This is a genomic window from Christiangramia sp. 3-2217-3z, from assembly GCF_051195275.1.
In the GTDB taxonomy this organism is placed as follows: Bacteria; Bacteroidota; Bacteroidia; order Flavobacteriales; family Flavobacteriaceae; genus Christiangramia; species Christiangramia marina.
In genome coordinates, this window is sequence record NZ_JBNJLI010000002.1 from 323395 (window position 1) to 335870 (window position 12476).

Annotated in this window: 13 protein-coding genes and 1 pseudogene; 2 read left to right on the forward strand and 12 right to left on the reverse strand. The window is 39.6% G+C overall.

Annotated elements, in window-relative coordinates; translation table 11 throughout:
• Positions 1–7 precede the first annotated feature (7 nt).
• The 5 genes from bioB to ACSHZO_RS04905 all read right to left on the reverse strand — a co-directional run bounded on the left by bioB (position 8) and on the right by ACSHZO_RS04905 (position 5462).
• A complete protein-coding gene (bioB, locus tag ACSHZO_RS04885) occupies positions 8–1099 on the reverse strand; it encodes a biotin synthase BioB (RefSeq protein WP_298245982.1) in 1092 nt (363 codons plus the stop codon).
• 88 nt (positions 1100–1187) lie between these two features.
• Positions 1188–2339, reverse strand: coding sequence for a beta-ketoacyl synthase N-terminal-like domain-containing protein (locus ACSHZO_RS04890; protein ID WP_298245981.1), 1152 nt, complete (start codon positions 2337–2339; stop codon positions 1188–1190).
• 62 nt (positions 2340–2401) lie between these two features.
• On the reverse strand, positions 2402–3694 hold the full coding sequence (gene bioA / locus ACSHZO_RS04895) for an adenosylmethionine--8-amino-7-oxononanoate transaminase (RefSeq protein ID WP_298245980.1): 1293 nt from the start codon (positions 3692–3694) through the stop codon (positions 2402–2404).
• Positions 3682–4305: a dethiobiotin synthase gene (bioD, locus tag ACSHZO_RS04900; RefSeq protein WP_298245979.1), complete on the reverse strand. Its 624-nt coding sequence runs from the start codon at positions 4303–4305 to the stop codon at positions 3682–3684. The genes bioA and bioD overlap by 13 nt, the downstream gene beginning before the upstream one ends.
• Positions 4305–5462 carry an aminotransferase class I/II-fold pyridoxal phosphate-dependent enzyme gene (locus tag ACSHZO_RS04905; protein WP_298245978.1) on the reverse strand — a complete coding sequence of 386 codons (1158 nt, stop codon included), beginning with the start codon at positions 5460–5462 and terminating at the stop codon, positions 4305–4307. The genes bioD and ACSHZO_RS04905 overlap by 1 nt, the downstream gene beginning before the upstream one ends.
• Positions 5463–5494: 32 nt before the next feature.
• On the opposite strand from ACSHZO_RS04905, the pseudogene ACSHZO_RS04910 reads away from it, so the two are divergent.
• Positions 5495–5938 (forward strand): annotated as a pseudogene (locus tag ACSHZO_RS04910) (MgtC/SapB family protein).
• A gap of 7 nt (positions 5939–5945) precedes the next feature.
• Here the strand turns inward: ACSHZO_RS04910 and mnhG are convergent.
• From mnhG to ACSHZO_RS04945, 7 genes are read right to left on the reverse strand one after another with little or no spacing between them, the layout of a single operon-like run.
• Positions 5946–6356, reverse strand: a complete 411-nt coding sequence (gene mnhG / locus ACSHZO_RS04915) for a monovalent cation/H(+) antiporter subunit G (protein WP_295177870.1) — start codon at positions 6354–6356, stop codon at positions 5946–5948.
• Positions 6353–6625 (reverse strand): monovalent cation/H+ antiporter complex subunit F, encoded by a 273-nt coding sequence (locus ACSHZO_RS04920; RefSeq protein ID WP_295177868.1) that lies wholly within the window; start codon positions 6623–6625, stop codon positions 6353–6355. Before ACSHZO_RS04920 ends, mnhG begins: the two co-directional genes overlap by 4 nt.
• Positions 6622–7098: a Na+/H+ antiporter subunit E gene (locus ACSHZO_RS04925; protein ID WP_026913949.1), complete on the reverse strand. Its 477-nt coding sequence runs from the start codon at positions 7096–7098 to the stop codon at positions 6622–6624. Before ACSHZO_RS04925 ends, ACSHZO_RS04920 begins: the two co-directional genes overlap by 4 nt.
• 4 nt (positions 7099–7102) lie before the next feature.
• Positions 7103–8617, reverse strand: coding sequence for a proton-conducting transporter transmembrane domain-containing protein (locus tag ACSHZO_RS04930; RefSeq protein WP_295177865.1), 1515 nt, complete (start codon positions 8615–8617; stop codon positions 7103–7105).
• Positions 8614–8967, reverse strand: coding sequence for a Na+/H+ antiporter subunit C (locus ACSHZO_RS04935; RefSeq protein ID WP_141879020.1), 354 nt, complete (start codon positions 8965–8967; stop codon positions 8614–8616). The genes ACSHZO_RS04930 and ACSHZO_RS04935 overlap by 4 nt, the downstream gene beginning before the upstream one ends.
• Position 8968: 1 nt before the next feature.
• Positions 8969–9385, reverse strand: coding sequence for a Na+/H+ antiporter subunit B (locus tag ACSHZO_RS04940; RefSeq protein WP_295177862.1), 417 nt, complete (start codon positions 9383–9385; stop codon positions 8969–8971).
• A 1-nt stretch (position 9386) separates the two neighbouring features.
• Complete coding sequence (locus ACSHZO_RS04945; RefSeq protein WP_298245977.1) at positions 9387–11735, reverse strand: putative monovalent cation/H+ antiporter subunit A; 2349 nt, start codon at positions 11733–11735, stop codon at positions 9387–9389.
• Positions 11736–11956: 221 nt separating this feature from the next.
• Here ACSHZO_RS04945 and ACSHZO_RS04950 point away from each other — a divergent pair, with 221 nt between their 5' ends.
• The gene (locus ACSHZO_RS04950) at positions 11957–12466 is read left to right on the forward strand and encodes a DUF2975 domain-containing protein (protein WP_295177858.1); all 510 of its coding nucleotides are present in this window, start codon (positions 11957–11959) and stop codon (positions 12464–12466) included.
• Positions 12467–12476: the final 10 nt, after the last annotated feature.

The window sequence follows — 12476 nt, forward strand, 5'->3', positions numbered from 1 at the left end:
TCGTTAATTAAACTTTGGTTTTTGCCTTTTGCTGAGCTTCAAGATTTCGCTCGATCTTGTGTCCTGGTCGGGACCATTTTGGTTTCTCATTCTGACTCTGAAATTGAGAATTTTCAGCTGCAACACTTTCAGGCTGAGATTTCTTAACAAAAGGTTTTTGCGGATTTAACCCAAGCATTTTAAACATTTCCATATCCTCATTTACATCCGGATTTGGAGTTGTTAGCAATTTATCTCCGGCAAAAATGGAATTTGCTCCGGCAAAAAAGCACATTGCCTGTCCCTCTCTGCTCATCTGAGTTCTTCCAGCAGAAAGTCTCACCTGTGTTTCTGGCATTACGATCCTGGTGGTTGCCACCATCCTGATCATATCCCAGATAGGCACTGGTTCCTGTTCTTCCATTGGAGTTCCTTCTACTGGAACAAGCGCATTGATTGGAACAGATTCCGGCTGTGGATTAAGCGTTGCCAGCGCAACCAGCATTCCTGCACGGTCGGCAGGACTTTCTCCCATTCCAATGATCCCTCCGCTGCAAACGGTCACATTCGTTTTACGAACATTATCGATCGTAGCAACTCTATCATCAAAACCACGTGTAGAAATTACTTCTTTATAGTAATCTTCTGATGTATCTAAATTGTGATTGTAAGCATAAAGTCCGGCTTCTGCTAATCTTGCTGCCTGGTTTTCAGTAAGCATTCCCAGTGTACAGCAAACCTCCATATCAAGTTTATTGATACTTCTTACCATTTCCAGAACATTGTCAAACTCTTCCCCATCTTTTACGTTTCTCCAGGCTGCACCCATACAAACTCTGGAACTTCCAGAAGCTTTAGCGCGCAACGCCTGGGCTTTCACCTGGTTTACACTCATAAGGTCATTCCCTTCAATATCTGTATGATAACGGGCCGCTTGTGGACAGTATCCGCAATCTTCAGGACAACCGCCGGTTTTTATTGAAAGCAAGGTTGAAACCTGTACTGTATTTGGATCATGATGCTCGCGGTGAATGCTTGCAGCTTCGTAAAGCAGATCCATAAATGGTTTGTTATATATATCGAGGATCTCTTCCTTCGTCCAGTCGTGTTTAAGTGCCATGTAATTCGATTTGTATTCAAAAATAAAGAAAACTAAGCTTTAAAGGGTAAAGCTGCAATAAGTTTTATGAACGCGATTTCTAACAATATCAATTTGCAGAAATTAGCAGGGAAACCGCATTCCCGCCAAAACCGACAGAATTCACCAGAATGTTTTTTAATTGCCTGGGTTTCTTCTGAAATTTTGAAAAAGGAACAGCTATAAATTGCTGATGCTGAATCATTAATATCGCCATTTGTATATTTAGAATTCCGGAAGTAGCAAAACTATGACCGGTCTTCCATTTGTTGGAAGTTATAGCTGGTTGATCATTGCCAAAAATTGCCTTCACCGCATTTACTTCAGCCAGATCTCCACCAATGGTTCCAGGAGCATGCATTACAATCGCATCAATTTCTTCAGAAGTGTCTTTAATTGCCATTTTCATACTCTTCTGAAGACAGAAACCTTCCCGGGATAACGACGCACCGTGCTTTAATTCTTCATTGGCATAACCAATTCCACGAATAACAGCTTGCGATTTTTCTGAAGGGTTTTTACTTAAAGACAATAATCCCGCAGCCTCACTTAAGATCATACTATTCTTTTGTTTTTCCATATCCAGCGATCTACATGGAAATTCATCATCACTTTGTGCATAGATCTTCATGGCATCCATTTGTGCAAGCGTAAAACCTGTAAGTGGTGCTTCGCTACCGCCGGCAATAAAGCTTTCTCGCATTCCACTTTCCAACCAGGCGATCGCATTCAAAATAGAATGCATTCCTGTAGAACAGGTAATACTATGAGAAAACTCCGGACCTTCCAGTTGCAGATCCTGCGCAGTCCAGGAGGAAATATTTCCCAAAGTGGTAGTTGGAGAACTATAGGTAGATGCCTTTCCGGTCTCTATAAATTCTTTATGATACTTCTCAAAAAGTTCTGTTGCGCCACGGCTGCTTCCAATGTTCAAGCCGTAATTGCTATTATCATAACCCGGTTCATTTTTTAGTTTTCGACCGGTGAGAATTGCCATTAAAACTGAAGGGTCTAGATGGCGATACTTGGAGTCTTCCTGCTGAAGCTCCAGTAATTGATTGTTAATATCTTCCGGTAATTCTCCTGTCCACCAGGATTTTTCAGTCGTTGTTATTTTACTAAAATGATGGGAGTCTTGCAGATAATTATTCCAGATCTTTTCCGCAGAACTTCCTAATGGTGAAATACTGGCGATCGCGTCTATGGAAATTGGATTTTTCAAGGACTTATTTTAAAGCAAAAATAATATGGATAGTCGTTTTGGAAAGCTTATCAAGCGTTAATTTACGCTTGAAATTGATCTATACATTCCTTAAGTAATTTATAGATCTTTTTAATCTGCTCTTCAGAAGTAACATAAGGCGGCACGATATAGATCGTATTCCCAAGCGGACGTAAAAACAGCCCAATCTCCATAAAAAACCTGAAAAGCCTGTTTCTCAAATTCCCGTAGCGCTCCATTTCCACATTCAGTTCAAAAGCGAGGATAACACCCATAGAGCGAGCGTTGAGAACTTGCTGTTTTTGCTTCAATTCACGAACGAACTGCTTATTACTTTCAGAAATCCTGTGAATGTTCTGCTTAATTTCTTCGGAAGTCAGTAATTCTATCCCTGCCAGAGCCGCTGTACACGCAAGTGGATTCGCGGTATAGGTATGCCCGTGAAAAAGACCTTTCGCAATTTCATCTGAATAGAAGGCATCATAGACCTTTTGATTACAGGAAGTTAGTCCCATAGGCAGCAAGCCTGCCGTAAGAGCTTTGGACATGCAGATCACATCTGGCTTTTCCTCGATATGATCTGAAGCAAAATAAGTTCCTGTTTTACCAAAACCGGTCATCACCTCATCTGCTACCAGAAGAACTTCATGTTGACGACAAAGTTTCAATATTGCATTCAATCCTTCAGCGTCGTGGAACTTCATTGCTGCAGCGCCCTGAATTAAAGGTTCATATATAAATCCAGCGATGTTTTCCTTATTGAGTATAGATTCTAATTGATCAAGAATTTCAATATTGTTCGTTCCATCTGGAACCGGAATACGTTCTACACGTATAAAATGATCTTCAAAAGCTCCATTGTAAACTGAGAGTCCGGAGACTGACATTGCGCCAAACGTATCTCCATGGAATCCATTTTCAAAAGCCAGCATTACTTTTCGATCATTTCCAAGGTTATGATGATATTGCAAAGCCATTTTAATCCCGATCTCGGTCGCTGTGGAGCCATTATCGTTGAAAAACAGTTTCTGCTGCCCTTCAGGTAATATTTTTATCAATGCTTCAGACAGCTCTATGGCCGGCTCGTGTGTGAATCCGCTGAAAACCACCTGATCCAGATTCTGCATCTGCGCAGCAACTTTATTTGTGATATAGGGATTGCAATGTCCATATACTGCAGTGTACCAGGATGAGATTCCGTCTATATACTCACGACCTTCATCATCAGTAAGTATGACGCCGCTGGCTTTTGAAATTGGCAGCATTTCTGAAGATACTTTATGCTGTGTAAGTGGATGCCATAAATGTTTGCTGTCTCTTTCTTTAAGACTCGATGTAATTTCTACTTCTTGCATAATTTCTCCTTCCATTTTTCAGCATATTCCAGTACTACATTTTTATCAAAATATGGCTCCTGCTCAATTCTTCCCAGTACTTCAATACCGCTATGATCCTGGATCGCCTGTTCAGTACTTTGATTCTCATCCCCGCTAAAAATGATCTTAATATTTTCTATTCCGCGTGATTTCAGCATTTCAATACTTAACAAAGTATGATTTATACTTCCCAAATAATGCCTGGAAACCAGAATAACGCAATCATCCGGTTGAATAAGATCCAGAATTGTGCTTTTGTTATTTAAAGGCACAAGCAATCCACCAGCTCCTTCAATGACGAGATCGCGATTGGTTTTAGGTCTTTTGATCTTCTTTAGATCGATATTTATTGAATCAATTTCAGCAGCAGCATGCGGACTCATGGGACTATTCAAAGCATAGCTATTCTTATGAAAAGTCGTCCTGGAGTTACTAACCAAACGCTCAACCTTGTGCGTATCTGAATTATCAAGATCACCTGCCTGTACAGGCTTCCAGTAATCGGCTTCCAGAGCTTCAGTGATCATTGCAGCTGCGATGCTCTTTCCAACATCTGTACTAATTCCGGTAATAAAATAATGAGCAGGCATTAATTTGATTTTTGCACAAAGTTAGCCAGCCTTTCCAAGACCTCCGAAATTTCTTGCTTCGAATTATAGGCGTGCAGACAAAACCTTAATCTTTCCTGTCCCAAAGGAACCGTAGGCGATAATATGGGTTTTACCGCAAAGCCATTTTCTTGTAAATGCAAAGCAATTGACTTAACCCGTTCATTCCCTGGCAGGATGCAGCTTTGTATAGAAGAATCGCTGTTTATAAATCTTTTAGTAAGCGCGTTCCTATCAAGTTCAGCTTTGAAGAAATTGATGTTTGCACGTAATCTTGTAACGTTCTCAACATCCAATTGTAGATTTTCATATACTGTAATAATAGTAGCAAGGGTATGCGGTGATAGCGCGGTGGTATAAATAAAGCTTCTTGCAAAATTGATCAAGTAATTTCTTAGCTGATCACTTCCCAAGATAGCTGCACCATGACTTCCAATTGCCTTCCCGAAGGTTTGAATTCTGGCAAATACATTTTCTTCGAGACCAAGTTGCTGTACCAAACCAACACCATTTTCTCCAAATACGCCGGTAGCATGAGCCTCGTCTATAACCAGCAAAGCATTATACTTCTTGGAAAGTTTAGTCAGCCCTTCGAGATCTGGAATATCACCGTCCATAGAGAATACAGATTCGGTCACTATATAAAGCTGAAAATCGTTAGATGAACTATCATATTTTCGCAGTTTGGAATCAAGATCCTGCAGACTGTTATGAGTAAATCTATAAGATTTCGCCAGGCTCATTCTAATACCATCCCGGATAGAAGCGTGACTTAACTCATCATAGAATATAATATCACCCTTCTGCGGTACTGCGGAAAAAAAACCCAGATTGGCATCGTAACCAGAATTGAAAATAAGAGCAGATTCAGCATCATGAAAATCAGCTATCATTTTTTCAGCTTTACTGAATAATGGATGATTACCAGAAAGAAGTCTGGATCCGGTAGCTCCATTTTTATAAGCTTGCACATCCATTATTTCCGAAGTCCTATTTCTAACAACTTCCGAAGAAGAAAAACCAAGATAATCATTAGAAAAAAAATCTACCCCTTCAATTTCTGAAGGAAGACTTCTAAAGGAATTGTCATATTTCCTTTTTTCAAGTCTTTTCTCGCATTTTAACGGTAGCTTTTGCATATGACAAACTTAAGCAATGAATTTTATAAAATATGAACTGGGAACTATTTGCTCTTAGAGTCGTACTTGCAAAAATCGCCGGACTGGTAATTGGCTATGAACGGGAAATCCAGGGCAAAGGTGCAGGATTGAAAACCAACGCTCTGGTGGCACTTGGCTCTGCGATCTTTATATTAATGGCTTAAAGGTTTCAAAACGAAGGGTCGGTAGATATCACCCGGGTACTTGGCCAGATCGTTGTTGGTATTGGATTTATTGGCGCAGGAACTATTCTGGAAAAGAAGAGGAAAATTCAGGGTCTTACCACTGCAGCTACAGTCTGGTGTAGTGCTGCTACCGGGTGTCTTGCTGGTTTTGGAATGTATACAGAGTTAGGAATTATTAGCGGACTTATTCTAATTATCAACCTCGTTTTTGGCTATGTTGAACACGAAATGATCAAAAAGAATGAATGGGATGAGGAGAAAAAGGATTAACCGCTAATTACTTATCGGCGTCATCCATTTTACTGTGATCCACATTATCTTCAGGAGTATCGTCCACCTTACTTTTTAAGATATGAGTGTTCTTTTGATATTTACCCTGCAATTCATCCATTACCGACTTATCCCAGAGTTTAACTCCGATGAAATAAGAAGCCCGGCCAATAAGGTGTGCACTTACAGGAGCCGTTAAGAACAGGAACATAATAATGACAAATGCCTGTGAAGTTACATCTGCATTATTAAAGAATATGGTGGAACTAAGTAACAAGAGGCCAACACCCAGGGTGGCCGCTTTGGTCGTTACAGAAATACGCAGGTAGGTATCTGGCATACGAACGATCCCTATCGCTGCTAACAGAACGAAAAGGGCTCCCAGTGTCGCTATGGCGGCTATAATGATATCTATCATTTCCTTTTACGTTTTTCTAGATAATATGAAAGTGCTACGGTACTTAAAAAAGCTATCAATGCAAGAATAAGGGCAGTATCCATTAAAGTTGACTGACTATAAATTATACTGTATATCGCAATGATCCCGATCCCTGTGGTAATAAGAAGGTCGAGCGATACAATCTTATCTGCAATGCTTGGACCTTTGATAAATCTCCAGAGTATTAATACTGCAGAGATCACCAGCACGGGTAATATGATATAATGTAAATATTCTACTAACGTCATGACAGCACTTCCAAAATTCTACGTTCAAATCCATCCTTGATTCCGCGAATGAATTTCTCTCTATCCTTCAGGTACATTGCATGCACAAAAAGAACCTTTTTATCATTAGATACATCTATGCTCAAAGTTCCCGGTGTTAGGGATATCATATTCGCGAGAACGGTAATCCCAATATCACTTTTGACATCCAGCGGCACCATGATTATTCCCGGAGTCACATTCAGTCTGGGTGTGATCACTTCATAAGCAACCTCGATATTTGCTTTTACAAGTTCATAAAGGAAATTCAGTAGTAGCAATATAATCTTCGGAACTATAAGAAAATAACGAGTTCGTTTTCTACCTACAGTAATAAGCCAGAGAATATGAAAATTCAGAAAAAATCCAAACAGATAGTTTTCGAAAGAAAAATCACCCGTAAGGGCAACCCATACGAACGTTAGTAATATGTTTGAAAGAAATTTATTCTTCATTTTCTTAATTCTTCGTCTTTAAAACTGCCTCAATGTATCCTTCACTATTCACCAGTTCGTCAGCAATTCTTGCAGAAAGCTCCTGAATATGTTCAGCTCCGAAACCAATATACAAAGATACAATACTAAGCATAGCTACTGGCACGATAAATTGAGAGCGTTTTAGATTGGTCATCTTATGATAATATCCAAAATATTTTCTTTCCGGCATTTCCTTAGCATCTTTCCAGAACACTTCAGCCCACATTTTCGCGATGATCACCAGTGTGATAAAACTTGCGAAAATTATTGCCGCCACAGTAATATAATTTTCTCCGAAGAATCCAGCTTTAATAAGATTGATCTTTGGCCAGAAACCAGATAGTGGCGGAATCCCAACCAGGGAAAACAATGGGATAAATAGCAATAAACTTATCTTCGGGTATTTTGCGTAAATACCTCCAAGATCCCGCATGCTGTTAGTTCCTGTGATTCTATAGACCACCCCGCTTAGCATGAAAAGATTGGTTTTAACGATAATATCATGAATAAGGTAGAAGATCGCACCTGCAATAGCAATTTCTGTAAACATCCCGATCCCCGCGATCATATAACCAATATGACAGATGATGAGATATGAAAACACTTTCCTCATGTTATTCTGAACCAATGCGCCAATTCCACCACTCACTAAAGTAAGTATGGCGATGACCATGATAATATTATTTAGAAAGGGTTCGTTGACGAATATTAGCGTAAACACCCTTATTAAAGCATAGACACCTACTTTGGTCAATAATCCTCCGAAGATAGCAGATACGGCGAATGGAGGTGTATGATACGAAGCTGGCAACCAGAAATACAGCGGAAAAACTCCTGCCTTGATGCCGAAACCTATCAAGAATAATACGGCAGTGATTTGAACGAGTCCGCGATTTTCCACAGCAGCTACCTGACCTGCAAGATCGGCCATATTCAAGCTTCCGGTAATACCGTAAAGTACAGCGATCGCCGTAAGGAAGATCATGGAAGCCAGGATGTTGAGCGTGAAATATTTTACTGCACCTTCGAGCTGAGCCTTTTCACCACCTATGGTAATAAGCACGAACGAACTAATGATAATGATCTCAAACCACACATAGAGGTTGAAAATATCTCCAGTTAAAAAAGCTCCGTTCAAACCTAATAGTAGGAAATGAAATATGGGGAAGTAGCCAAACCTTAGCCGGTCTCTTAATACTGAACCTGCAGAAAATATGGAAACTGCCAATCCTGATATTGCCGTTAACAGGACTAACGTAGCTGCCAAAGAATCTGCAACAAAGGTAATTCCGAAGGGAGCTTCCCAGTTTCCGGCCTGAATAGTTTGAGTCCCATTTTGCCAGATATAGTTGAAGAGCACGATCGCCAGAATAACGCTCAGCGTACTTCCAAAGATGCTAAAGATCTTCTGAAAACGAATCCTGGACCAGCCAAACATCAGAATGATACTGATGGCCATCTGTAAGAAAAGTGGATATAAAATTAGTTGCTGTGTCATGAATCTTCGTCGGTTGCGTTCATTTCGTCCAAATCATCAGTTCTAACTACGGTATGCGCCCTCTTAACCAGAACGATGGCAAAAGATTGCAATCCAAAACTAATCACAATGGCAGTGAGGATCAATGCCTGCGGCACAGGATCTGCAAAGGCTTCTACGAAAACCTTGGAATCCCCGGGTATAATTGGTGGAGCTCCTTTGGTTATTCTTCCGAGGAGAAAAATAAGCAGGTTCGCGCCATTACCAAGCAATATGATCCCTATAATAAGTTTCACCATACTTCGGCGAAGCATCATATAAATACCAGTGCCGTATAGAATACCTACCATTAATGCTAAAAGTATCTCCATATCATGCCGATTCAGAAATTGTAAAGATTATTGTAAGAGTTACTCCATTTACCACTAGGTAAACACCAATATCAAAAAATAGTGCAGATCCTACGCTACCTAGAATAGCAACTGTATCATGTGACCAGAGTCCGGTCATGAATGGCATATCAAAAAATATCACTGGAGCCAGACCGGCCATAAAAGAAATAGCGAGTCCTACCGGTAATAAAAATCCCGGATGCACGATTAAAAGCTCTTTGGTTTTTTCTAGTCCGTTGGCAAATGAATGCAATATAAAAGCTATAGATGCGATAAGACCGCCTACAAATCCACCTCCTGGCAGGTAATGGCCGCGGAGAAGGATAAAGATCGAAAACACCAACAATACCGGTAAAAGGTAATTAGAAGCTGTTTTTAATATGATGGTTGTTCGCATATTATTGTTCCTTATTTTCTTGTTTTAGACTTGTATCTGCATATCGTTTTCTATCCCTCATCTTAAGTCTTAATTTCATCAAGCCGAATACTCCTACTGCTGCTATAGATAATACTGAAACTTCAATTAGTGTATCTGCACCCCTGAAGTCAACCAGAATAACGTTCACCACATTTTTTCCGTGAGCTTCAACATACGAGTTTGCAGCGTAGAACTCTCCAACCTGCTTAGATACAGGTTCAGAAAGTACTTCCAGCGCCAGAACCGTAATGATGAGACCGAATACACTGGATAGTACACCATCCCTCACACGCGTTTTATAGTCTGAAAGCTTCAAATACTTAGGTAATTTATACAATACCAGAACGAACAGGATCACCGTAAGTGTATCAATCGAGAACTGGGTCATGGCCAGATCGGGTGCCGAGTAAAATACGAAGATCAAACAAATCGAAAGACCAACCACACCCATAGCTGCGACCGCTGCCAGACGGGATTCAGTAAAAACAGTATAGAAAATTCCCGCAATCAGGATCAAAGTAGTAGTGATCTCATAGACAGTAATCTTAGATAACGAATTATAATCGATCACAAAACGAGTATTTCCAATCATGATATATCCAACTATTACAACCAGAAAGAGGATAATGATAGAAATGTAGTTTCTCAAGTATCCATTCTGAAAGAAATTCGTCCAGAAATTAGAGAATTGCACAAAACCTTTATTGATAAGATTCAGAATATTTTCAGGAGAAATCTTGTTATATCCAGCTGCAACTGCCACTAGTTTTTCTGAAGGCTTGATTATAAAATATAAAGTAGTTCCAACGCCAATTGTGATCAAACTAAGGATAAAAATAAGATTAAATCCGTGCCATAATGCCAGATGAATTTCAGAAGCATCACCACCAAGAGCCGTCACTACAGGTTTGATCAAGTCACCCTCAATTAGAAATGGAGCAATTCCAAAAACCAGACCTAAGGTTGCAAGCAATACTGGTGGAATCCACATGATTGGACCCGGAGCTTTCACATTTTTGTGTTCTTCTGGCAGTTTCCCTGTGAAAGGCTTGATTCCCGCCACAAAACCTGCATATAATAGGAGAATCTTAGTTAGCACTATTGCAATCATCGAAATGATGATAATCGTTTCTGAATGATACGTAGCTTCGTAGGTAAGTTCCTTTCCAATAAAACCTATCGTTGGAGGAATCCCGGCACTGGAAATTGCTGCCAGTATCCCGGCAATCCCAACCGGAAGCATGATTTTATTAAGTCCCGCAAGTCTGGTGACATCACGGGTATGTGTTTGGTGATCTATAATTCCCGTCACCAGGAATAAAGTGGCTTTGTATAACGCATGAACAATTATAAATACTGCTGCAGCCAGGAATGCTTCTTCGGTCCCCAGACCAATTAAAAACACCAGAATACCTAAAGCCGAAATTGTTGAATAGGCCAGGATCCCTTTAAGATCTGTTCTGAACAAGGTATGGATCGCAGAATATAGCATAGTAATTCCTCCAACAATGATCAGCGTGTAATTCCAAATATTTTCACCTCCAAGAATAGGAGTAAAACGCATTAATAAATAGATTCCCGCTTTCACCATGGTGGCAGAATGCAGGTAAGTAGACACGGGTGTTGGAGCTTTCATCGCTCCAGGCAACCAGAAGTGAAATGGGAATTGAGCCGATTTTGTGAAAGCTGCACCAAATAACAATAAAACAGCAACTGCATAAAATTCGTTTCCACGAATAGCTTCACTCATACTCAGCATTTCAGAAATACTGTAGGTACCCGTAATATTATTAAGTAATAAGGCTGAAGCAAGAAGCAACAACCCTCCTATTCCGGTAATACCCAAAGCGGTCATTGCCGATTTTCGGGAAGCCGGATTTGTATTATTGAAGCCGATCAGAAAGAAAGAACTAATACTGGTAAGTTCCCAGAACACAAACAAAGTGATCATGTTATCAGACAGCACCAGTCCAAGCATGGCGCCCATGAACGCAGCTAGATATCCATAAAATCTATCCAGGTACTCGTGCCCTTTTAAGTAAGAAGAGGTATATGCAAAAACAAGGAAACCAATCCCTGTGATCATTAAAGAAAACAGCAATGACAAGCCGTCCAGCTTAAAACCAAGATCTACTCCAAAAGATGGAATCCATTGAAAGGACCTGGTAATTACTTCACCATCTGCAATTGGAGCTATAAACTGGAAAAAGTATAAAAAGAGCCCAAGTGGTACTATCGAAGCCAGGATCGAGAGCTTACCTTTAAAAAACTTCCCTACAAAAACCAAGAGAATAGAAAATATAAATCCTGTAAGAATTGCGGTAAGCATACTTAGTAAATCTGTTTGTCGCAAATATAATAGTTATTATTGAAGAATAGTTTTAGCGCAATCAATAATCCTGGAGATAAACGTGATTTCTACATTAATTACGCTCTATTTAATTCACTCTTAATTTTCTATCAATAACAGCAAGCCCTTAGAAATATTTACGAATTAATTTATTGATATTCGATAATTTAGTATATGTTTGTTATCGTAAAACGATAATTATGAAGAATGATTCGATTAAAATTCTTAAAGGCTTACTTTACGTTAGCCTAGCACTATCTCTATTTACAGCATTAGTTTCACTGGGATTTGCGATTACTTACGGTTTCTTCAATACGTACGATCTCAATACAGACATTGAATTGCTCTTCCCGATTACATCGAACACTACTGCTGTAGTTCAGTTTCTATACAGTATGCTGCTGTATTTGGGAATAAGCCTGATCGTCTGGTTATTATTGAAAATTGTAGCCAGTTTTCAGAACAATAAATTCTTCACTAAATACCAGATCGCCGGGTTCAACTTATTAGGAAAATTAATTATCTGGCTCAGCATTATCGATAGCTTTGGCTCCTTTTTTATGAGAATCATCTTTCGATCAAGACTCGAACTAAAACTCGAAATATCTACTTTCTGGCTCTTCATTGCCATTGGAGCATTCTTTATTGTGCTAAGTAAGATATTTGAAAAAGCCTACCAACTTAAAAATGACAGTGACCTTACTATCTAATTATAAATAT